Source organism: Paenibacillus sp. FSL M7-0420 (assembly GCF_038002345.1).
In the GTDB taxonomy this organism is placed as follows: domain Bacteria; phylum Bacillota; class Bacilli; order Paenibacillales; family Paenibacillaceae; genus Paenibacillus_AQ.
The window spans coordinates 4,664,213-4,686,047 of record NZ_JBBOCJ010000001.1 but is presented as its reverse complement, the minus strand read 5'-3'; the positions used below and the strand labels follow the sequence as shown (position 1 = coordinate 4,686,047).

Genomic DNA, 21,835 nt, shown 5'->3' with positions numbered 1-21,835 from the left:
TTTTTCGAAAGGATGACATCTCATGCTTAAAGGACATATCCACTCTTTGGAGACGTTTGGAACGGTGGATGGCCCGGGTATCCGCTTCGTGCTTTTTATGCAGGGCTGCCTGCTCAAGTGTCAGTATTGCCACAACCCGGATACATGGGAATTGAATGAAGGCAAGGAAATGACCGTCGAGCAAGTGCTGGCGGAAATTGAGCCTTACCTGAATTATTATAAAACGTCCGGTGGCGGTCTGACCGTATCCGGCGGTGAACCAACCCTCCAGGCGCATTTCGTGAAGCAACTGTTCACCGAGGTGAAGAAACGCTGGAATCTGCATACCACGCTTGATACCAACGGCTATAATGATGGATCGAAAATCAGCGATCTGCTGGATGTTACTGACTTGGTGCTCTTGGATCTGAAGCATATTGATGATGAAGCGCATATCAAGCTGACCGGCAAATCCAACGACCGTACCTTGAAGCTGGCCCGCTGGTTATCTGATAATAACCGTAAAATGTGGATTCGCCATGTCTATGTTCCCGGCATTCACAACAAGGAAGAGGATTTACAGAATCTTGGACGGTTCATTGGCACACTTAATGGAGTAGAGAAGTTCGAAATCCTGCCTTATCACGTAATGGGGATCTACAAATGGAAAGAACTCGGCCGTCCCTATGAGCTTGAAGGGGTGGAGTCACCTTCGGATGAAGAAGTGCAGCGTGCGTACCGGCTGATCGAAGAGGGCCGTAAAGAGTCTGCATTGGTCTAATTGCATATAATAATTTCGAAAGCGGAGCTTCTATTTTGAGGAGTTTCGCTTTTTTGTATGTCAGGAAATCTGACTGAATCCGCTTCCAGTAGAGGATTTTATCCCTATTGAAGATGAATCTTAACCTTACGGTAACAAATCTGGTTTTCTATAATAAGAGTTGTAAGGGAAATCATTAAATAGGGAGGGTCACCCGTAATGAGAAAAAGTCTAACACTGCTGTTGTCCCTGATGTTCGTCAGCTCGGCGCTGCTGGCTGGCTGTGGAGGTAACAAGAATAATGCGTCTCCGACGACAGAGCCTGCTGCGACGGAAGAGGCTGCTGCTACCAATGCTGCCGCAACGGAAGAACCGGCTAATGCTGAGCCTTTTGAAATGACGATCCGTCATACCCAGGTTGGAGCGGACAAACAGAAACGACTGGCTATTCTGGAGGATGTGGTGGGCAAGGTGCAGGCGGATGTGCCTGGACTGACCTTCAAGCTTGATGGAGTAGATTCGGATGTGAACCGTAAGGAGAAGCTGCGCGGTGAAATGGCGGCCGGTAACCCTCCGGAGATCTTCGACCTGTTCGGCAGCCCGGACTCCAAGATCTATGCCAAAGAAGGCAAGCTGCTGGACCTGACCCCGATCCTTGATGAATTAGGGATCAAAGACAAGTTCTCCAATCTGGACCCGTTCACCTATGAAGGCAAAATCTACGGCCTGCCGATCGGCGGATCTGGAGAAGGCTTCTTCTATAATAAAGAATACTATACCGGTAAGGGCTGGAAGGCTCCAACGACCTTCGCCGAACTGGAGAAGCAGCTGGCCGATATTAAGGCGGATGGTAAAGTGCCGATGGCCGGTGCCTCCAAAGCAGGCTGGGTACCGCTGATGCTGGCCAACCATCTCTGGTCCCGTTATGCCGGGCCGGATGTGACCGCGAAGTTCGCTACCGGTGAAGCGAAGTGGAATGATCCGAATGTTATCAAGGGCTTGGCGAAATATAAGGAATGGGTGGATAAAGGCTACTTCAAGAAGGGAGAGCTGGGCTTCGAATATGCTGAATATACTACCCAGTTCACCAGCGGTGAAGCCATCCTGATGTATGACGGGACCTGGAAGTCTTCCGTGTTCAAAGCCGGCCAATCCGGCGAAGGTCTAATCGGCAAGGTAGGCTTCTTCAATATTCCGGCGGTTGAAGGCGGAGTGGGGGATCAGACGGCGCTGATGCGCGATGTGAACAATGGTTATGGCTTCTCGGCTTCGGCGGGTGAAGATGAGCGGCAGCTTGCAGCAGTGAAATCCTTCATTAAGAATATGTTCAATGAAGAGATGCAGCTGCGCGGCCTGGTAGAGGACGGAGTCCTGCCTGCCATGAAGATTGATCAGGCTGTGCTGAACAAGAACATTACGGATGATCTGATGAGTGAGATTGTTGCCGTATTGAACAGCTCCAAGTCGTCCTTCCCGGCCTTTGACTCGCTGGTTCAGGCGGATGTCACCACTGAAATCAGTAATATCCAGATTCAGAGCCTGATCGGCGGGCAGACGACTCCTGAGAAGATGGGCGAAGCACTCCAGAAGATTCAGGAAGAGGCCAACGCGGCAGTGGAATAAGAAGAAGCGGTAAACTACATGTGCCCTGGTGCTTGCTCCAGGGTGCATTTTTCAAAAGAAAAGCAATATGGAGGTAGTCATGAATAAGGCACTGAGAAATCCTCTGGTGTTCATTCTGTTCGTTATTCCGGCACTGGTGCTGTTCATTATGTTCTTCATCTATCCGATCTTCAGTTCGATCTACTATAGCTTCACCAGCTGGAACGGTGTATCCGAGACGGTCAAATATGCCGGAGTGGATAACTTCAAGAAAGCTCTGGGAGATGAACGCTTCTGGATTTCCGTGAAAAATAACGGCTGGTTCATTCTGTTCTCCGTAGGCATACAGGTGCCGCTGATTGTGTTCTTCTCCTTACTGATTGCAAATGTGAAGAAGCTGAAGGGATTGTACAAGACGGCGGTATTCATGCCATCCATTATGTCTACAGCGGTTATCGGGATTCTCTGGGGCTTCATCTACGAGCCGAACATTGGATTGTTCAATAAAGTACTGGGTCTGGTCGGCATTGAGCCGGTCTACTGGCTGTCGGACGAACGGTTCGCCATGCTGTCGATTCTGATCACGAATGCCTGGCAGTGGACCGGATTCTATATTGTCATGGTGCTGGCGGCCATTCTCTCCATTCCCGGTGAATTAGATGAAGCAGCGGCTATCGACGGCGCTACGGGGTTCCAGCGGGCTACACGCATTACCCTGCCGCTGATCGTACCCATCATCTCGGTGGTGATTATGCTCTCCATTGCCGGAGCGATGAAGGCTGCCGATATCGTCATTGTAATGACTAAGGGGGGACCGGCGGGTTCAACCGAGGTGATGGCCACCTATATGATTAAGTATGCGATTACCAACTTCAAATACGGGTACGGCAATACGATCGCCGTTCTGATCTTCTTGTTCACGCTCGTGGTAACCGCCCTCTACCAGCTGGTGTTTGCCCGCCGTACGGAAAGGATTGAATACTGATGCCGCGTCTGCTGAAAAAAAGTCTGCCGCACATCGCTCTGCTGGGGTATCTGGTGATTGTGCTGTTTCCGTTTCTCTTCGTTCTTTTCTCTTCGGTGAAGAAGGATAATAATGCGATTGCCCTCAACCCCTTCGGCATTCCGAAGAGCTTCGAATGGTCCAACTATGTGGAAGCTTGGGTGAATGCCAAGATCAGCACTTATTTTTTCAACAGCTTATATATTTCGATTCTTGCTTCTGTAGTGTCTATTCTGCTCGCGTCTATGTTCGCCTTCGCGGTCACGCGGATGCGCCAGGGGAAGTGGAACACCATTCTCTTCTCGCTGGTTCTGATCGGGATGCTGATTCCGAACAATGCGCTGATGCTGCCCATCTATACGATTGTCCGCAAGCTGCATATCCTCAATACCCACTGGGCGCTAATTATTCCTTACATTGCCAATGCGATCCCGTTCACGATCATTATTCTGGCGGCCTTCATGCGTTCGCTGCCCAGTGAAATCGAAGAAGCGGCGGTCATGGATGGCTTGAAGGCCCCGGGTATATTTGCTAGAATTATTGTACCTTTGACAGTTCCGGCGATGGTTACTGTATTCATTGTTAATTTCCTGGGAAATTGGAATGAGTTCCTGCTGGCCAACTATTTTCTCTCCAATGACGAGCTGCGTACGCTCCCGGTGGGGATGGTCCAGTTTCGCGATCAGTATCAGATGAATTACGCACAGATGTCTGCGGGAATTGTCTACAGTGTGGTTCCGGTCATCGTGATTTATGCGGTTCTGCAAGAGAAGATTATTGAAGGCGTCACCGCAGGCAGTGTAAAAGGATAATATCAATCATGTCAGGAGCAACAGCCGATGAATCTGCGCTACAAATTGTTTACGGCATTCTTAGGCCTGATTATCATTCCGCTGTTCATTCTTGGCATGATTATGTTCTTCGTGACTTATAATTCCATTGAGAAGAAGTACAGCCAGCAATCCGAATATTCGCTCAAAGCGATCAGCTACAGCATTTCTAATGTGTTCAAGGATATGGACAATGTGACTGACAACGGAATTGCCACCTCGGTCTTTCATATGGCGCTCAGCGCGGATGATCCCTCCAAGCAGGATTTAACCGATGCCGAGCAGCTCAGCCTGAATGCCAGCCAGCGTAATTTCCGCAGTCTGCTCTATAATCATCCGTCGATCAGCTATGCCTTCCTGTATAATTTCAACGGGAAAGGCAGCTCGGAGATCGTCTCGGTCTTCAACAAGGAGAACTTCCGCACCCTGCCCTATGATAAGTTCAAAGGCAGCGAGCTGTACCAGGAGGTCATGAAGCTGAACGGGGTTCCGAAATGGCTGGCCCCGCATGAGTACCCTGAGCTGACCGGGACGGAGGCTGTATTTACGCAAATCCGGCTGGTTAAGGAGCTTAGCTTCTTTCAGAATATCGGCATTCTGGTGGTGCAGATCAAGAACTGGGAGTTCGAGTCGATTTTCCGCAATCTTAAGATTGGCGGCACCGACCAGAAGGTGTCTTTCATGCTGGTTAACGATGACGGGATGATTCTGCTCGACCCGGACAGGCAGCTGGACGGGCAGGATTTCCGCGGCTTCACCACGAAGGAGATTATGTTTAAGCCCGGCTTTCAGAGCTTCAAGACACAGTTCGGCGGCGAGAAAAGCATTCTGTCGGTCTACCATCTCAAGGAGTATCCCTGGAGTCTGGTCTCCATCACTTCCTGGGATACTTTGTCTCATGAGGTGACGGTGTTCGCCCGCTGGTTCGTCGTAGTGATGTTCCTATGCCTTCTAGGTGCTGTCATCTTCAATCTGTTCTTCATGAACCGGATTACAGGCGGGATTGCTGTGATTGTGCGCTTCATGCGCCGGGTGGAGGACGGAGACCTCACTACCCGCGTCGAGGAGAAGGGCAACGATGAGATGACGCTGCTGGCCAGAGGCTTCAATGATCTTATGGACAAAATCAACACGCTGTTCAGCCGGGTTCATGTGGAGCAGCAGCGCAAGAATCAGGCGGAAATGCGTGTGCTGCAAGCCCAGATCAAGCCGCATTTTCTGTTCAATACGCTGGAATCGATCAATGTGCTGGCGGTGCAGAATGAAGGACGCAAGGTCAGTGAGATGGTCTACCGGCTGGCGAGTATTCTGCGGATCAGCATTCAGGACAGGGATGAGATTACGCTGGAGGAAGAGGTTAAGCATCTGCGCAATTATCTGGATATCCAGAAGTTCCGGTTCGAGGACCTGTTCGATTATGAGCTTGAGATTCCGCCAGAGCTGCTGGGCTGCGGAATTCTGAAGCTTACGCTCCAGCCGCTGGTGGAGAACAGCATTCAGCATGGTTTTGAGGGGATCGGGTATAAGGGTCTGGTGAGTGTCAAGGTGTGGGAGAACCAAGGCAATCTGATACTGCGGATAACGGATAACGGAATCGGGATGACCCCGTCTCAGCTATCGATGTTTCAATACATGGTGAATGATCCGGCAGAGCAGCAGCCGGCAGGCAAGCCCGGGCAGGGCATTCATCTGGAGCGGCGGGGGCTGGGTGTACGCAGTGTCGCAGACCGGATACGGATCGAATACGGCGACAGATATGGGATTTTCATATGTGCAAGTCCTGGGGAAGGAACGATCATCCAGTGCGTCATTCCGAAATACGGGCAGGGGGAAGGCCATTATGCTAAAAGTATTATTGGTTGACGATGAAGCGCCTATTCTGAGCAATCTCAATACTGTGCTGCCCTGGCAGGACATGGGGATGGAGGTTGCGGGGATGGCCCGCAGCGGGATGGAGGCACTGCGCCTTGCTGAGGAGCAGCCGCCCGATCTGGTGCTATGTGACATCCGTATGCCGGTAATGGACGGACTGACGTTCATCGGCAAGCTGCGCGAGATGGGGCTGGAGAGCGAAGTGCTGCTGCTCAGCGGCTACCAGGAATTCGATTATGCGCGTGAAGCGATCCGGCTGGGTGTGAAGGAATATATCTGCAAGCCGATTCATTACGGGGAGCTTGGCGACAAGGTGCGGGAGATCGGGTCCCGGATACGCAGCAGGCAGTATAAGGATAAGTTGTACAACAGCATCCCGTTGTTTCAGGAAGTGCCTATGGCTGACGATCCTGTCAAAAAAACACCGGAGCAGCTGATGAATCAGGCCGCACAGTTCATTACGGAGCGCCTCCATGCGGATCTCGGCATTGATGAGGTGGCGAATACGATTGGCATCAGCAGCAGTTATTTCTGCCTGCTGTTCAAGAACCGCTTCGGGGTGACCTTCGTGGAATATGTCACGCAGCAGCGGATTGATGCTGCCAAATTCATGCTCGCCAGCAGCGATAAGAGCATCACGGCCATCAGCTTGGGCGTCGGCTATCAGGAACGCCGTTATTTCACCAAGGTGTTCCAGAAGCAGACGGGAATGACACCCAAGGAATACCGTAGCAGGTTCGGGACGGCTGAAGCACAGTAAGTCTGCCTTTCCAGTAATTAGGGCTGTCCCGCAAAGCCGTGAAATGGCTTTGCGGGACAGCCCTCTGTTTTTTTAAAGCAGGAACCGACCACGATCTCTTGTCAACAATTATCCGAATGATTGCCTTCTATAACTGTCAGCAAGTCTACAGCAGCAGTACGCGGTTTTGGAGCAGGCTTGTCTTCTGCAATACGTATCATGTATCTGTGCACCGAATTGTTGAACGAATGCTTCCGGGCGTGTCTTCAGAATAGCGTCGGCAAATATTGTCCGGTCCTCCCATGTGTACAGGATGAATCGCCAAGGCTCTTTTTTGGAATGAAAAGGTGCCCATACCGCATTGTCCAGTAAGTTGAGCAGTGTGCTCCGGGCAATGGGCATTCCATTAAATTCCTGTATGGTTCTTCTGTCGCGTATCGTTCGTATGAGCAGGCTGTCAGGAGTGGGAGTCATGGCTCGTCCCTCACGATTCCGGCAGGTAGGCATTCGAGATTTCATCGATCACCTTGCTTAGTCCGATTGGGCCATAGCCGGCAAACCACAGATTTGCATCACCGATATACACATGTTTGTTCTTGACAGCTGTAAGGTTGGCCCAGATTGAAGTGCTCATAATATTATCCAGAGCCGTCTGATTACTGTCACCTGGGCGAAGAATGATGAACATACGGTCAGGATTCAGCTCCGGAAGTACTTCTTCGGAGATGGCTACATTCCATGAGTCCTTGAAATCTATACCTTCTGTGGAAGCGGGGGTTAGTCCCAAAGGGCCGAAGAGCGTAAAATTATCTTCCGGTTGAATCAGCTGCAATTGCTTGTCCTGTATCCGCATATAGGCGACAGTCTCAGTGGCAGCAGTGGCAGCCAATTCGTTCCTGACCGCAGCTATCTTTGATTCATAATCGGCGTGGACCTGATCAGCCACAGTTTCTTTCCCGAAAATTTCTGCCGTTTGCCGGAATCGGGTCCAATCATCTTCATTTTCATTGTCGAAAAGTATCGTTGGCGCAATCCTTGATAGCTGCTCATAGTTCGCTTCATTCAGTGTCTTAGAAGCAAGAATGAGATCCGGCTCCGCTTCGAGCAGTGCTTCTAAGTTAGGTGCTTCCCCTGAGCCAATAACGATAGTATCCTTCATTTGGTCTGACAGGTATTGGGGGAATCCCAGATCGTTGTATGTAACCATTGCATGAGGTTCAATTCCAAGTGCCAGCAGATGGTCAGCAAAAACATAAAGCATGCCCGCAACCTTTTTCGGATGTGCCGGAATTTCTATATCTCCCTTAATGGTTGAGATGATACGGGTATCCGTATTTTCAGCCGTCTTGGCAGGTACTGGAGAAGTGGAACCGGCAGCCGACGAACCTCCATTATTCCCGCTATTGCTGCATCCAACGACTAGCCTCAGCATTATTACTCCAAGCAGGCCGATGACTCCACGGCTAAATTTGTGTTTGAACTTTCGAGTATAAGGAAACACAAGCCACACACCTTTCGCAGTTGATTATGATAATCATTATCACAACTTAATTATAAGGAGTGGCATAGTTGGGTGCCATGGACAAAAATGCTCATCGCCTGGACATATGGCTCAGGAGCAAATCGCTTGAACGGCGCAGAAATAAATCGTGGGCCAGCGAGGTGTAACAGGAATAGAGACTTGAATCAGCGGCCTCGTAGACGTTTCCTTTTCGTACGGCATTTAACTCCCTCCATGCTTCTTGTGAAGCTAGCGAACGATGGATCAAATCACGCTGTGCGGTGTTACCCGATGTAAACAGAATCAGATGGTCAATGCTGCATTCTGAAAGCTGATCTGGAGTAAGAAGAATGGAATGCTCTACATTCAGTAATTGCCGGGGTCTCTCAAGCTGCAGATCTTTATACAGCACGGTACCCAAGTTACGGTTGCCGAACAGGCGGAAGCACCCGTTCTCATATTGCGCCACAGCAACTTTTTCGTCCTCCAGCTTTTCTCTGACACTGAGCCGAAGACTCTCAGCCAGCTCTTCGTACGCCTCAAGCCACTGCCGGGCGATCTCCAGACGGTTCACCGCTCTCGCAATTATCCGGAGATGCTCACGCCAATCCCCTTCAAATGGCACGGTACACGTTGGGGCAAAATGGGGGAACAAGCCTGCTTTGTCCGGTTCCGCATAATCTGAATGTTCGAAGCTGATAATCAGCTCCGGCCGGGCACTTGCCAGTCTGCCGAGGTCGGGCTGATCATGACCCAAGCTGATAACGTTATTCAAGCTATAGGCAGATCCCCGTGAATTATTAATTAATGCCGCATAAGGTGTTAAACCTAATGCCAGCAAATGAGAGGTGTAGGGATGGGCCATGGAGGCAATACGAGTGGACATACGGTGTTTTTTAACATATACAGATGGTGAAATGCCAATGGCTGATTTGAATTTACGGCTGAAATAGAACTCATCCTGATAGCCTACACGGTGCGCTGTGTCACGAAGCGTCATTTCAGAGCCGAGCAACAAATCACCCGCATGACGAATGCGGACAGAATTCAGATATTCCATCGGGCTCCGGCCCACCTGTTTTTTGAACAGCCGGGAATAATGGGCGACGCTCATTCCTGTCATTTCGGCAAGCTTTTCTCTGGTCATGGGCTGCCCGAAATGACTGTCTATATAGGCTTTGGACTGGTCAATCATTGCAGTTGAGGGAGTGCGATGCTTAGTCTCCGAACTGTCTGGTCTCCATAACTGAAGCAGCAATTCCTGAAAACGGATAGATGACTCCATTCTTTCCCAGCTGCTGCCCTGCCAGCAAGAGCAGATCAGGTCAGTCTTAGCTAACGCTTCAGACCAATGGGCAGGCGGGAAAATATCGTCCTCCAGCTCTCCGCGCTGAAGCGTATGCTGTCCGTCTATAGTATACACATCAAAGGTAAAACAGCAGTATTCCAGAGAGTTCTTCTCCTTCACTAACAAGCGCCACGGTGTATCAGGGAGCAGCAGCAGTACATCGCAAGAACCAAATTCAGAGCAATAGCCTTTAGCTTCAACTTCGCCGCTGCCTTTAATTCCTATGAGGAGGGTATGCCTGTCTGACTTATGTATTTCAGATTCAGATCCAGCCGGTTTAACACAGCGGGCGTCGATAAGTTTGTATAACCCTTCAGATGGATTCATTTCAGCTTAAATACTCCTTTCACATGAAGTCTGCTACTATTATACTCTCCTGGTGACAGGTGGGGGCACCCGATCAATAATGGAGCTAATTGGATTTATATAGATCTTTCTTTACACAGAATGAAACTTTTCTCCGTTGCTTGCGTCTAATACTATGTTTTGTAAAATGAACGTGGCAAAATATGCTGCTGTCCTGAAGAGGGCGGTTGCGTTTTTGCGGGGATTATAAGGTGGACAGAAAGCATTGAATATACTGCCTTATACACTACAATGGGAGCAGAAGGAGTCGTACAATGAATTTTAGGAAAATGTTCTTGGTAACAGTATTAGCTGTATCGCAATTAGCAGCAGCCGTTCCGGCTTTTGCAGCTCCAGTCAGCACACAGACCGTGACAGGCCATGTTGCCGCAGCGGTGGATACTTCTGAAACACAGCTTCAGCCAGAATCAACAGACCCGTTGCCTCCGTTAATGACTGAACCGCCTGCAGGTACAGTGGTACCCACACCAACACCAGTACCTACAGCATCACCGGTTCAAGGCATTCCGGCAGTAACAGAGACTCCGGCTCCGGCCGCTACTGAGGTTCCAGGTGCAACAGCTGCTCCTGTGGACGGTACTGTGCCGACGGATGCCGTTATGCCTACGGCTACTCCGTTAACGGATACGCCTGTAACCCCAAGCATGACTACTACCTCTGCTGCAGGGGCAGGCCAGCTTATTCTGATGATGAACAGCAACAAGATGTTCAGAAACGGAACGCCTTACACCGCCAATCAGCCGATGGCAGTCAAGAACGGCGTCTCCTACGTATCGATCCGCGCAATGGTGGAAATGGTCGGCGTTGCTTTCACCTATGACGCCAAAACCAAAGAGGTCATTGTGACCAAGGGTACCAGCATTATGCGGTTCAAGACCGACAGCAAAATCTATACCGTAAATGGCACCAAGTTCACTATGAAGGGACCGGCTTACCAGTTCAAAGGCACCTTCATGATTCCGTTAACGTCCATTACCTATGCACTTAATATTCCTTATACCGTAGACAATGTGCAGAAGCGGGTTATTCTTACGCTAAATACCAAGCCGACTGCCTCCTTCACAGTTCAGCCCAAAGAAATCTATGCTGGTGAGACTACTGTGAATTATGTAACCTACAGCTCTTCCCCGAACGGTACGCCGATTGTTGAAGAACGCTGGAGCGACAACAAGCTGGATATCTATGATCAGCCGGGCTTCTATACAGTTATGTATTCGGTACGCGATGCCAATAACATGTGGAGTGACCCTTATCCGGTAACCATTCAGGTACTGCAGCCTAATCAGCCGCCAGTAGCCCAATTCACAACAGATAAAGAAGAATACAAAATGGGTGAGCCGGTAGTCCTGACCGATACCAGCTATGATCCTGAGAATGAAGAGCTGACCGCAACCTGGAACAATCGTTCCCTGGCGTACTTCACCCCGGGACCGCTGTCCATTCAGCTGACGGTTACGGACAAGCACGGTCTTAGCAGTACTTTTGAGAAGATGATTACAATCACCAATGAACAACTGTATACACAGGATGAAGTAACGAAGCTGTTCACCATTCCGGGGGATATCATCAGTATGGACGGCGGGATGATCCCGGCGCTCCCTAACCTGCCGTATACGCTGTCGTCCGAAGGCTACACCCTGATCCGCAGTAACAGCCCGGAGACCGTTCAGACGGAAGGTGTACTGTACCGGGAGAGTTCAGTGGGCAATACGCGCTTCCTGGTGCATCATATGAACAATATGGCTACCAGACAGAAGCTCTATGTGATTGCAACCAATAACAACCTGTATCCGACAACCATTAACATCCAATATCTAGGAATTGCCGGACCGGTGACCTCACCGGAATATACTGGAAAAGTATCGATGGAGAAATACTTCAATTCCATGGTTACCGGCTTGGCGCAATCGCAAATTACCCTGCAGCCTGGGCAAAGTCTTCCGATTATGACAGACCTGAACAAAATCGCTATGAAGCCCAAAGACGTAATGTCGCTGAGCGCAGACCTGTTCAGTGATCTGCCGATTCAGTATAACGTAGTTATGGTGGAGCAGAGCAAAGATCCTGTCGCCGAGCTGCCTTATCTGCCGGTTCTTGACATTGACGGCGTGCATACCCGGGGAACATTCCCCGATTCTACCCGCGTCATGAACGTGACCGAGCTGGTAGGTACCACGCAAAGCAAGCTGCTTCTGGGCGACAATAAAATGGACAAAAACCTGGACGGCCTTGATCCAATGAATGGAACATATGTTTCTAACGCCGGTAACTTCGGGGTACTGTACAAAATCGTATTGGATCGTGTTGCAGCAAACACGCTGATCACCTTCAATCCGCGCGGGGGTCCTTATCTGGGGCCGTTGATCGTAAACGGTTCAATGGTGAACCTGCCCAATAAGGGCGTATTAGGCTTATCCTCAGACACGAATGCTGTCATCTACCGCACCGGAGAATATGAAGGGCGTGTGGAGATTGTGTTCTCCGTCGCCTCAGGCAGTAACCTGCCTGTGAACTTTGTCTTCACGCCGCTTCCGGCGAAAAAATAATTTCTTCTACAATACAAAACGGCAGCGCTCCTGATGGGGCGGCTGCCGTTTTGTAATCTGCCGCAAGTATCTGGATGCGGGGAGGCAACGGGCACTTTTATTGACGGGGCAGTGCTTTTGGGGCATTATAAAGAGAGTGCAACACAAACGATCTAATGTTATGGGAGATGAGCGAATGCTGTCGACAGATCAAATCCTGGAAGCCATGTCGGGGCAGGGGCTGCGAATCACCGATCAGCGCAAGACGCTTGCCAAATTATTCGGCGAGAATACGGGATATTTGTCTGCGAAGGATGTATATGAGCATATGGGCCGCAAGTATAGCGGACTGAGCTTCGATACCGTCTACCGTAACCTGCGCGTTATGGAGGAGCTGGGGGTACTGGAGCAGATTGTATTTGAAGAAGGCGTCAAATTCAAGGCAAGCTGCAGTCAGGATCACCATCATCACCATATGATTTGCCTGCAGTGCATGAAGACGTACCCGATTCAATTCTGCCCGATGAATCTAACCGATCCGCCGGATCAGTTCCGGGTGGTCAAGCATAAATTCGAGGTGTTCGGCTACTGCAAGGATTGTGAGCAGGGAAGAGAAGAAGAGCCGTCCGGGGCCGTGCGCAGCAAAGAGGGACGCTGAGTATGGCTAGCTTACGAAGAACGGTACAGGCCCCTATCCGGGTCTACCGCAAGTTCATTTCGCCGCTCAAGCCCGCTACCTGCCGGTTCTACCCGACTTGTTCGGCTTATGCACTGGAGGCCATTGAGGTCCATGGACCGCTCAAGGGCTCATGGCTGGCTGCCCGGCGGATTGCCCGCTGCCATCCCTTCCATCCGGGAGGACTTGACCCGGTGCCGCCGCGCAAAGAGCAGCCATCCGGGGACAAGCCGCTGCATACGACTTGACACGGGCCGCCGGGATGGGTATATTTTGAATAATAAGTGATATTCCGAGGAACGGATAAGTAGATGTGGACACCATTACAGAGAGCCGGGACTGCTGGGAGCCGGTATGGGATGCCAGATTGAATATGGTCCGGGAGGAACTGTGTTCGAGCGGAAGGCCTGAAGCCGGGGTCTGCGTAAGCACACGGCGTGTTCCAGCGTTAATGGACAGTTCCGTTAAGGAACTGACGAAGCCTGCGCTCTGTGAGGAGCCGGGGAATGTTGGGTGGTATCGCGTGAGTTTACTCTCGCCCCATAGAGGGGCGGGAGTTTTTTGTGTGAAATGGACGACTAGGGATAACGAAGGGATGATGAAGTAATGAGTGAGAACAAAACCTTTTATCTGACAACACCGATCTATTATCCGAGCGACAAGCTGCATATCGGGCATGCGTATTCTACGGTAGCCGGTGATGCGATGGCCCGCTACAAGCGGCTGCGCGGCTATGAGGTGCGCTATCTGACCGGAACGGACGAGCATGGGCAGAAGATTGAAGAGAAGGCCGGGAAGGCCGGAAAGACCCCTCAGGAGTTCGTGGACGGGATTGTAGTCGGCATTAAGGATCTGTGGAAGAAGCTGGACATCTCGAATGATGATTTCATCCGTACAACGGAGGAGCGCCATAAGAAGGTGGTTGCGGATATTTTTGACCGCCTGCTGAAGCAGGGGGATATCTACAAAGGGGAGTACGAAGGCTGGTACTGTATTTCGGATGAGACCTTCTACACGGAGACCCAGCTGGTGGATATTGAACGTGATGCTGACGGCAAGATTACCGGAGGAAAAAGTCCGGACAGCGGACATCCGGTGGAGCTGGTCAAGGAGGAGAGCTACTTCTTCCGCATGAGCAAGTATGCTGACCGCCTGCTGAAGTTCTACGAGGAGAACCCGGAGTTTATCCTGCCGGAATCCCGCAAGAATGAGATGATTAACAACTTCATCAAGCCGGGTCTGGAGGATCTGGCTGTATCCCGTACGACTTTTGACTGGGGCGTTAAGGTAAAAGGCGACGAGAAGCATGTAGTGTATGTGTGGATTGATGCGCTTACTAACTACATTACGGCTCTCGGCTATGGCTCGGAGGACCGCAGCCTGTATGACAAGTACTGGCCTGCGGATGTGCACATCGTCGGGAAGGAAATTGTCCGCTTCCATACCATCTACTGGCCGATCATTCTGATGGCGCTCGGCGAACCGCTGCCGAAGAAGGTATTCGCCCATGGCTGGCTGTTGATGAAGGACGGCAAGATGTCCAAATCCAAGGGCAATGTGGTCGATCCGGTGACGCTGATTGACCGCTACGGCCTGGATGCCCTGCGCTATTATCTGCTGCGCGAGGTTCCCTTCGGCTCGGATGGAACCTTCACGCCGGAGAGCTTCGTGGACCGGATTAACTACGATCTGGCCAATGACCTTGGCAACCTGCTGAACCGGACGGGGGCGATGGTGGAGAAATACTTCGGCGGCGAGCTTCCGGCTTATGCCGGGCAGGTTACCGCATTTGACGGTGAGCTTGAGGCGATGGTGCAGAGCACTTACGCTAAGGTAGAAGAAGCGATGGAGAAGATGGAATTCTCCGTAGCCCTGACTGCCATCGGCGCGCTGATCAGCCGGACAAACAAGTATATTGACGAGACCCAGCCTTGGGTGCTCGCCAAGGACGAGAGCCGCAGCGGGGAGCTGGCTTCGGTGATGAGACATCTGGTCGAGGGACTGCGCACCGCGTCCATCCTGCTTCAGCCGTTCCTGACCGGCGCTCCGGCGAAGATCTGGGAGCAGCTGGGCATTCAGCCGGGCGAGCTGACCACCTGGGAGAGCGGCAGATCCTTCGGCCTGATTCCAGCGGGTACCCGGCTGGTGAAGGGCGACCCGATCTTCCCGCGCCTGGATGTGGCGCAGGAGGTCGCGTACATCGCCGAAGCGATGGGAGCCGGGAAGCCTGCAGAAGCAGCTGCTGAAGCTGCGCCTGCAGGGGCTGCTGTGACTGCGGATGCGGCGGCTGCCGATCCGGAGGAAGAGGAGCATAAGGAAGAAATCGGCATCGACGATTTCGCCAAGGCGGAGCTGCGCGTAGCCCAGGTCATCGCCTGCGAGCCGGTAAAGAAGGCGGATAAGCTGCTGAAGCTGCAGCTGGATCTTGGTTATGAGCAGCGCCAGGTGGTGTCCGGCATTGCGAAGTTCTACACACCGGAGGAGCTGGTGGGGCGCAAGGTGATTTGTATTGTGAACCTGAAGCCGGTGAAGCTGCGCGGTGAGCTGTCGCAGGGCATGATCCTGGCCGCCTCCAAGGGCGATCAGCTGACCATTGCTACCGTGCCGGACAGCATGCCGAACGGAGCGATTGTGAAATAAGGCTGCCAAGAGCATCCGCATAATGACCGTACAGCAATCTCCGCAGGCCACAGGCAGCGGGGATTGCTTCTTTTTGCTCCAAGATAACCGGGTAGAAGGCAGCTTGCAGACTACGAAATGCAGATCGGAGTTGACTTATCGTAACGATTACTATTATAATTCTGATAGTAAATTTTACGATTTAAGGGGTCGATAGAGAAATGTTACATACAAGAATGGTTAGACGGCTGCTGCCCGTCGCCGCGTTACTGCTGGTTCTGATGCTGACCGCATGTGGTCCGAAGAGCAGTGGCAGTATCGTTGAAGGAAAAGTGAACGTTATAACTACTTTTTATCCAATATATGAATTCACTGCCGAAATCGGCGGCGGAGATGCCAATGTTATCAACCTGCTTCCTGTAGGGGTAGAGCCGCATGACTGGACCCCGCGCAGCCAGGATATCATCGCAACCTCCAAGGCGCAGCTGTTCCTGTATAACGGAGCCGGGCTGGAGGGCTGGGTACCCAATTTCCTCAAGAGCCTCGATAGTGACAGTAAGACCAAGGCTGTAGAGGTTAGCCAAGGGGTGAAGCTGATTACTACGGATGAAGAAGACGGGCATGATCACGGCCATGAAGGTGAAGAAGCGGAAGCAGACGGGCATGGCGACAGCCTGCACACCGACCCGCATACCTGGGTAAGTCCGAAGTCCGCGCTTGTAATGGCCAAGAATATCAAGGATAGTCTTCAATCCGTTGATCCTGCGCATACTGAAGGCTATGAGGAGCGCTACCAGAAGCTCGCCGACCGCCTGAGCGCATTGGATCTGAAGTTCACCGAAGAGCTGGGCAAGCTGCCTAACAAGGAGATTGTCGTATCTCATCAGGCATTCTCGTATCTAGCGCGTGATTATGGACTGTCGCAGCATGCCATAATGGGGCTGTCGCCGGACGCTGAGCCGCGCGGGCAGGATCTGGTGAAGCTGGCGGCGCTGGTTAAGGCAGAGGGCATCCGTTATATTTTCTTCGAGGAGCTTGTATCCGATAAGCTGGCTAAGACCCTGGCAAGTGAGACCGGGGTATCCACGATGGTGCTGAATCCGGTAGAAGGGCTGACCGAGGCCCAGCAGAAGAACGGGGACAACTATTTCACCTTAATGGAGAAAAATTTGCAAAATCTCATTCTGGCCTTACAATAATAAGGAAAGTATAAGTGAAAGGCGGTACTTCACATGCAACCGGTATCCCTGGACTGCCATCAGCATATGATCGAAATACAGGATTTGTCCTTCTCCTACGGGGAACAGAAGGTGATCTCGAATCTGAATTATACGGTAAAAGAACGTGATTTCCTCGGTATCCTCGGTTCTAACGGTGCGGGCAAGACTACGCTGCTTAAAATGATCGTCGGCCTGCTGCCTGCCACCAGCGGAGAAATCAAATTATTCGGCCAGCCGGTGCGGAGGTTCAAGGACTGGGAGCGGATCGGCTATGTGCCGCAGAAGAATGCGTTCAACCCGCTGTTCCCGGCGACCGTCCGTGAGGTCGTATTGTCCGGCCTGTATAACAACAAGAACCTGATCCGCCGCGTATCCAAGGCCCAGCACCGGCAGTGTGAGGATGCGCTTGAAGTCATGCGGATTCAGGATATTGCCGAGAAAAGAGTCGGCCAGCTGTCCGGTGGCCAGCAGCAGCGTGTCTTCTTGGCCCGTGCGCTGATCAACCACCCGGATCTGCTGATTCTGGATGAGCCTACCGTCGGCATTGACGCCGAGACCCAGGCCGGATTCTTCGAGCTGATCATGCACATGCATGCCCATCACCATATGACCTTCCTGATGGTCTCGCATGATATCGACATGATGAAGAATTACCTGGGCAGCGAGCCCGTCCAGAAGAACGGTAAAATCAACTTCTACTGCCGCCACTCGCATGATGTGCAGGACTGCGCCGTCGATAATTTGCAGCATACCCTGTCTTGATCGTTGACATTGGCTGACAAGAGAATAGTTACCCTGATTATTAAACGGTCCAACCGCTCGAAATGCAGCCTTTTGTATTTTGTACAGTAGATTGCCCGAATTTCTGCCCTTTTTGCTGTTCTGTTGCAGTTTGTACATTAGATTTTTTGATATCGGCCGTTTTCCAGCCCTTCTGCCAATATCCATTGTACGAAATACAACAGAACCCGATTAACCGCTCAAAAGTTAAGATTCTGTTGTACGTTCTGCAATAAGAGGATGAGATGTTGTCAGGATCTCATCAGTTGGATCGTCCATTGTGCAACATAGAACGCTCAAGTCAGTTTTCGGATCGTCCATTGTACAACATAGGACGATCCCTTAATCTTTTGATCTTAATTTTTTGATCTTAATTTTTTGATCTTAATCTTTTGATCTTCTTAGTCTTGTGACGTATGTAGATCCCGTCTCCAGTTAAGCGTATCCCGCAGGGAGGCAAAGCGCTCTTTTCACCAACGTCCCTAAGCTGCGACAACCCCTCCTCCCACGCCAATTGCACTTCACGGGTGTCCAGAGGGCAGAGCCCTTGGGGCCCTCCCTTCGGGAAGGGAGGGTTTGGGAGGGATGGCTAAAAGCTTTTGCAATGAAAGGTTTCATATTTGAAAGTAGGAGAGAACATCATCTTGGAAATCCTGTTTAGTGATTTTTTCCAGCGGGCGCTGGCCGGCGGGCTGATGATTGGTATTACCGCGCCGCTGATCGGCGTTTTTCTGGTGCTGCGGCGTCTGTCCATGATCGGAGATACGCTGGCGCATGTTACGATTGCCGGGGTCGCGCTGGGCTTTCTGACAGGCTTTTATCCGCTCGGGGCGGGGCTAATCTTCGCGGTTGTGGCCTCATTTGCGATTGAGAAGCTGCGCAAAGCCTACAAAAGCTACGCCGAGCTGTCCATTGCCATCATCATGTCGGGCGGTGTAGCGCTGGCCTCCCTTTTTTTCACCCTGGGCAAAGGGTATAATGCAGATGTAATGAGCTATTTGTTCGGCAGCATCTATACGCTCAATACTACGGATCTTATCGTGGTGGGAATCGTAACGATTGCCGTTGTGGTCGTCGTAACCTTATTCTTCAAGGAATTCTTCCTGCTCAGCTTCGAAGAGGACGCGGCAAGTGTCAGCGGACTTCCGGTGAAGCTGCTCAATATGCTGATTACGGTATTAACGGCTCTGGTGATCAGTACGGCGATCAAGATTGTCGGCTCGCTGCTGGTCTCTGCGCTGCTGACCATTCCTGTAGCCATTAGTCTGCTGCTGTCACGGAGCTTCAAGTCTTCGGTTATTCTGTCCGTGGCGATTGCCGAGATTGCCGTTATTGGCGGACTGGTCATTGCTGGAGTATGGAATCTGGCTCCTGGAGCAACGATTGTTCTGCTGTTAATTGCACTTTTGACCCTAACCCTGATCGGAAAAAAAGGGCTGCCTACTTAACAAATAAGCATATAACCGGCCGCCCTCAGCACCAACTACATAATTGTATCTGTACTGCTGCTACATGAAGTGACCCGAGTGACCCCGACTATGGAAGGAGATGCGCCCGTGTCCAACCTGAATGCAGGAATCGCTTTTGCCGCCGGAGTGGCGTCATTCATATCGCCTTGCTGCCTGCCGCTCTATCCTTCTTATCTATCTTATATTACCGGCTTATCGGTGCAGGAGCTGAAGAGCGGCAGCAACAGCAAAGAGGTCCGTCTCCGGACCCTCTCGCATACGCTGGCGTTCATTCTGGGCTTCTCGGCAGTGTTCTATACCCTCGGCTTCGGAGCCGGCTTGTTCGGTGAATTCTTCAACGGCCAGCGGGATCTGATCCGTCAATTGTCGGCGATCCTTATTATTGTCATGGGGCTCTTCCTGCTGGGCGTGTTCCAGCCGCAGTTCCTGCTGCGTGAACGCAAGCTGGAGTTGAGATGGAAGCCTGCCGGGTACCTGGGCTCCTTCATCTTCGGCATCGGGTTCTCGGCAGGCTGGTCACCGTGTATCGGCCCGATTCTAACAGCCATTATCGCGCTATCGGCCAGTGATCCGGGAACGTGGTTTACGATGATTACGGCGTACAGTATCGGCTTTGCGCTGCCGTTCTTCGGACTGGCCTTTTTCCTGGGCGGGGCGCGCAAGATCCTGAAATACTCCAACCTGCTGATGAAGCTGGGCGGCGGTCTGATGGTATTCATGGGCATCCTGCTGTTCACCGACCAGATGTTCCGCATTACGATCTGGCTGCAGGGCATTACGCCGCGCTGGCTGATTTTCTAAATGAAGCTTTAAGTGAAGTAATCAATGCCTGCTTCCGGAAAATGCTCAAAAATCCGCTCTGTGATGAATTCGCGCAGGGCGGTTTGCTGTTCGTCCGGGTAGACATATTTATTCTGTCCCCATTTGCCCCATTTCTTCTTGCGCTTCTCGATGTCCATCTCCAGCTTCGACTTGGGATAACGCTTCTCGATGACGGTCTTGGCCGTCTTGGTGAAGCGGTGCTGGATCATCTCGAAGGTCAGCCCTTGGCCAATCCCTGGCGGCAGGGCATGCGCCAGCTTCTCCAATAGCTCGCTGTAGCCGTCTTCCCAGCCGTCATGCCAGATAATAGGGGCAATGATGAAGCCCAGCGGATACCCGGCACGGGCGATCTGTCCGGCGGCCTCAATGCGTTCCTCGAAGCGTGAGGTGGCCGGCTCGAAGTTTTTAATTACATAGTCGGCGTTCACGCTGAAGCGTACACGGGTATGGCCGTTATGCTTCAGCTTAAGCAGCGGCTCGACATGCTGGTATTTGGTTACGAAGCGCAGCCGCCCGAGCGGCTCCTCCGCCATGAATTCGATCAGTTCCGTCAGCGAGCCGGTAATATGCTCAAGGCCGAGCGGGTCTGAGGTACAGGCCGCTTCGAACGTTGTAATTTCCGGGGAACGCTCGGTGATATATTTTTTGGCTGCATCGATGATGTCCCCGGTATTGACATAGACGCGGATGTAGGGCTTCGCTCCCAGCGTAGTCTGCAGGTAACAATAATGACAGTGGCCCATGCACCCGGTGGCAATCGGAATCGCATAATCGGCAGACGGCTTCGACTGGTCAAAAGTTAGCGTCTTACGCAAGCCGACCACAAGCGTCCGTTTGGCGATTTTGTATTGCTCGGTTTCAGTCTCGCCGGGCAGGTTGGTAATCCGGTTATGCGAGGTGGTCATACGGTAAGGAATATTCCGGGACTTGACCCATTCCATAATCCGCTCCCCTTTGGGATAATTGAGCGCATCGGGCTCGAAGAAAACCAGCTCCGGGATGAACAGTCCGGTGGGCTTGCGCTGTCTTTTGGCAGGAGGGTGTTCGGGTGTGATTAAGGTCATTATTTCACGCTCCTTCGGGATGAGGATACCGTTATTGTGCCAATCCGCAGGCGAATGGAATCATGGTAAACATCACTAACCGGGGAAGCGTATGACCGGCAGGACTTGCCAAGGAGCGGCAGAAGCATGTATCATTGTTAGAGCAAGGCCCGGTCCCACCGTTACGCTCATTATAGAAAAGAGGTAAGCTAGAATGCCAACACCCAGCATGGAGGATTATTTGGAGCGCATATATAAGCTCATCGACGAGAAGGGTTATGCGCGGGTCTCGGATATTGCCGAGGGGCTGGAAGTCCATCCCTCCTCTGTGACCAAGATGATCCAAAAACTGGATAAGGACGAATATCTCATCTATGAGAAATATCGTGGGCTTGTCCTAACAAGCAAAGGAAAAAAAGTGGGGAAACGTCTTGTGGACCGCCATCAGCTGCTGGAGGAGTTCCTCGGGATTATTGGGGTGCAGCAAGAGCATATTTATAAGGATGTTGAAGGCATTGAGCATCACTTGAGCTGGGATTCCATCACCCGGATCGAAACGCTGGTGGAGTATTTCCGCCGGGATGAAGCGCGTGTGCAGACCTTGTATGATATTCACCATGAGATGGCCAGCGATTCATAAACGTGGCTTTTTTTGTTTGATTAGCGCAACCTTTCCAGTTT

The 21,835-nt window shown here is 51.6% G+C and carries 19 protein-coding genes; 15 read left to right on the top strand and 4 right to left on the bottom strand.

What is annotated here, in order from left to right; translation table 11 throughout:
• The first annotated feature begins 22 nt into the window (after positions 1-22).
• The 6 genes from pflA to MKX51_RS20220 all read left to right on the top strand — a co-directional run bounded on the left by pflA (position 23) and on the right by MKX51_RS20220 (position 6,806).
• Positions 23-760: a pyruvate formate-lyase-activating protein gene (pflA, locus tag MKX51_RS20245; RefSeq protein ID WP_340939452.1), complete on the top strand. Its 738-nt coding sequence runs from the start codon at positions 23-25 to the stop codon at positions 758-760.
• Between the two features lie 198 nt (positions 761-958).
• Positions 959-2,362, top strand: coding sequence for an ABC transporter substrate-binding protein (locus MKX51_RS20240; RefSeq protein WP_340939454.1), 1,404 nt, complete (start codon positions 959-961; stop codon positions 2,360-2,362).
• Positions 2,363-2,441: 79 nt separating this feature from the next.
• The gene (locus tag MKX51_RS20235) at positions 2,442-3,326 is read left to right on the top strand and encodes a carbohydrate ABC transporter permease (RefSeq protein WP_076079921.1); all 885 of its coding nucleotides are present in this window, start codon (positions 2,442-2,444) and stop codon (positions 3,324-3,326) included.
• A complete protein-coding gene (locus MKX51_RS20230; protein ID WP_340993598.1) occupies positions 3,326-4,156 on the top strand; it encodes a carbohydrate ABC transporter permease in 831 nt (276 codons plus the stop codon). Before MKX51_RS20235 ends, MKX51_RS20230 begins: the two co-directional genes overlap by 1 nt.
• 27 nt (positions 4,157-4,183) lie before the next feature.
• Positions 4,184-6,037 carry a cache domain-containing sensor histidine kinase gene (locus MKX51_RS20225; protein WP_340993597.1) on the top strand — a complete coding sequence of 618 codons (1,854 nt, stop codon included), beginning with the start codon at positions 4,184-4,186 and terminating at the stop codon, positions 6,035-6,037.
• Positions 6,015-6,806, top strand: a complete 792-nt coding sequence (locus MKX51_RS20220) for a response regulator transcription factor (RefSeq protein ID WP_340939458.1) — start codon at positions 6,015-6,017, stop codon at positions 6,804-6,806. Before MKX51_RS20225 ends, MKX51_RS20220 begins: the two co-directional genes overlap by 23 nt.
• A 108-nt stretch (positions 6,807-6,914) precedes the next feature.
• Here the strand turns inward: MKX51_RS20220 and MKX51_RS20215 are convergent, their stop codons facing one another.
• The 3 genes from MKX51_RS20215 to MKX51_RS20205 all read right to left on the bottom strand — a co-directional run bounded on the left by MKX51_RS20215 (position 6,915) and on the right by MKX51_RS20205 (position 9,961).
• Complete coding sequence (locus tag MKX51_RS20215; RefSeq protein ID WP_340993596.1) at positions 6,915-7,259, bottom strand: nitroreductase family protein; 345 nt, start codon at positions 7,257-7,259, stop codon at positions 6,915-6,917.
• 10 nt (positions 7,260-7,269) lie between these two features.
• A complete protein-coding gene (locus tag MKX51_RS20210) occupies positions 7,270-8,286 on the bottom strand; it encodes an iron-siderophore ABC transporter substrate-binding protein (protein ID WP_340993595.1) in 1,017 nt (338 codons plus the stop codon).
• Between the two features lie 91 nt (positions 8,287-8,377).
• Entirely contained in the window at positions 8,378-9,961 is a 1,584-nt protein-coding gene (locus tag MKX51_RS20205; RefSeq protein WP_340993594.1) for a helix-turn-helix domain-containing protein, read from the bottom strand.
• A gap of 293 nt (positions 9,962-10,254) precedes the next feature.
• Between MKX51_RS20205 and MKX51_RS20200 the strand changes: the two genes are divergently transcribed.
• The 8 genes from MKX51_RS20200 (at position 10,255) to MKX51_RS20165 (ending at position 20,090) form a co-directional block, all read left to right on the top strand.
• Positions 10,255-12,546, top strand: a complete 2,292-nt coding sequence (locus tag MKX51_RS20200; protein ID WP_340993593.1) for a copper amine oxidase N-terminal domain-containing protein — start codon at positions 10,255-10,257, stop codon at positions 12,544-12,546.
• 175 nt (positions 12,547-12,721) lie between these two features.
• Entirely contained in the window at positions 12,722-13,183 is a 462-nt protein-coding gene (locus tag MKX51_RS20195) for a Fur family transcriptional regulator (protein ID WP_340939469.1), read from the top strand.
• A 2-nt stretch (positions 13,184-13,185) separates the two neighbouring features.
• Positions 13,186-13,449, top strand: a complete 264-nt coding sequence (gene yidD, locus MKX51_RS20190) for a membrane protein insertion efficiency factor YidD (RefSeq protein WP_339249555.1) — start codon at positions 13,186-13,188, stop codon at positions 13,447-13,449.
• A 358-nt stretch (positions 13,450-13,807) separates the two neighbouring features.
• Positions 13,808-15,841 (top strand): methionine--tRNA ligase, encoded by a 2,034-nt coding sequence (metG, locus tag MKX51_RS20185; protein ID WP_340993592.1) that lies wholly within the window; start codon positions 13,808-13,810, stop codon positions 15,839-15,841.
• A gap of 200 nt (positions 15,842-16,041) precedes the next feature.
• Positions 16,042-17,019: a metal ABC transporter solute-binding protein, Zn/Mn family gene (locus MKX51_RS20180; RefSeq protein WP_340993591.1), complete on the top strand. Its 978-nt coding sequence runs from the start codon at positions 16,042-16,044 to the stop codon at positions 17,017-17,019.
• Between the two features lie 33 nt (positions 17,020-17,052).
• Positions 17,053-17,802: a metal ABC transporter ATP-binding protein gene (locus MKX51_RS20175; RefSeq protein WP_036731897.1), complete on the top strand. Its 750-nt coding sequence runs from the start codon at positions 17,053-17,055 to the stop codon at positions 17,800-17,802.
• Between the two features lie 662 nt (positions 17,803-18,464).
• Positions 18,465-19,268: a metal ABC transporter permease gene (locus MKX51_RS20170; protein WP_340939473.1), complete on the top strand. Its 804-nt coding sequence runs from the start codon at positions 18,465-18,467 to the stop codon at positions 19,266-19,268.
• Between the two features lie 108 nt (positions 19,269-19,376).
• Entirely contained in the window at positions 19,377-20,090 is a 714-nt protein-coding gene (locus MKX51_RS20165; RefSeq protein WP_036698435.1) for a cytochrome c biogenesis CcdA family protein, read from the top strand.
• A gap of 8 nt (positions 20,091-20,098) precedes the next feature.
• Here the strand turns inward: MKX51_RS20165 and splB are convergent, their stop codons facing one another.
• Positions 20,099-21,175, bottom strand: coding sequence for a spore photoproduct lyase (gene splB / locus MKX51_RS20160; RefSeq protein WP_340993590.1), 1,077 nt, complete (start codon positions 21,173-21,175; stop codon positions 20,099-20,101).
• Positions 21,176-21,368: 193 nt separating this feature from the next.
• On the opposite strand from splB, the gene mntR reads away from it, so the two are divergent.
• Positions 21,369-21,794: a transcriptional regulator MntR gene (gene mntR / locus MKX51_RS20155; RefSeq protein ID WP_340939475.1), complete on the top strand. Its 426-nt coding sequence runs from the start codon at positions 21,369-21,371 to the stop codon at positions 21,792-21,794.
• The last annotated feature ends 41 nt before the right edge of the window (positions 21,795-21,835 follow it).

What these genes read in the sequence shown, in the direction of transcription:
- pflA (WP_340939452.1), top strand. Translation starts at nt 23, where the DNA reads ATGCTTAAAGGACATATCCACTCTTTGGAGACGTTTGGAACGGTGGAT.
- MKX51_RS20240 (WP_340939454.1), top strand. Translation starts at nt 959, where the DNA reads ATGAGAAAAAGTCTAACACTGCTGTTGTCCCTGATGTTCGTCAGCTCG.
- MKX51_RS20235 (WP_076079921.1), top strand. Translation starts at nt 2,442, where the DNA reads ATGAATAAGGCACTGAGAAATCCTCTGGTGTTCATTCTGTTCGTTATT.
- MKX51_RS20230 (WP_340993598.1), top strand. Translation starts at nt 3,326, where the DNA reads ATGCCGCGTCTGCTGAAAAAAAGTCTGCCGCACATCGCTCTGCTGGGG.
- MKX51_RS20225 (WP_340993597.1), top strand. Translation starts at nt 4,184, where the DNA reads ATGAATCTGCGCTACAAATTGTTTACGGCATTCTTAGGCCTGATTATC.
- MKX51_RS20220 (WP_340939458.1), top strand. Translation starts at nt 6,015, where the DNA reads ATGCTAAAAGTATTATTGGTTGACGATGAAGCGCCTATTCTGAGCAAT.
- MKX51_RS20215 (WP_340993596.1), bottom strand. Translation starts at nt 7,259, where the DNA reads ATGACTCCCACTCCTGACAGCCTGCTCATACGAACGATACGCGACAGA.
- MKX51_RS20205 (WP_340993594.1), bottom strand. Translation starts at nt 9,961, where the DNA reads ATGAATCCATCTGAAGGGTTATACAAACTTATCGACGCCCGCTGTGTT.
- MKX51_RS20200 (WP_340993593.1), top strand. Translation starts at nt 10,255, where the DNA reads ATGAATTTTAGGAAAATGTTCTTGGTAACAGTATTAGCTGTATCGCAA.
- MKX51_RS20195 (WP_340939469.1), top strand. Translation starts at nt 12,722, where the DNA reads ATGCTGTCGACAGATCAAATCCTGGAAGCCATGTCGGGGCAGGGGCTG.
- yidD (WP_339249555.1), top strand. Translation starts at nt 13,186, where the DNA reads ATGGCTAGCTTACGAAGAACGGTACAGGCCCCTATCCGGGTCTACCGC.
- metG (WP_340993592.1), top strand. Translation starts at nt 13,808, where the DNA reads ATGAGTGAGAACAAAACCTTTTATCTGACAACACCGATCTATTATCCG.
- MKX51_RS20180 (WP_340993591.1), top strand. Translation starts at nt 16,042, where the DNA reads ATGTTACATACAAGAATGGTTAGACGGCTGCTGCCCGTCGCCGCGTTA.
- MKX51_RS20175 (WP_036731897.1), top strand. Translation starts at nt 17,053, where the DNA reads ATGCAACCGGTATCCCTGGACTGCCATCAGCATATGATCGAAATACAG.
- splB (WP_340993590.1), bottom strand. Translation starts at nt 21,175, where the DNA reads ATGACCTTAATCACACCCGAACACCCTCCTGCCAAAAGACAGCGCAAG.
- mntR (WP_340939475.1), top strand. Translation starts at nt 21,369, where the DNA reads ATGCCAACACCCAGCATGGAGGATTATTTGGAGCGCATATATAAGCTC.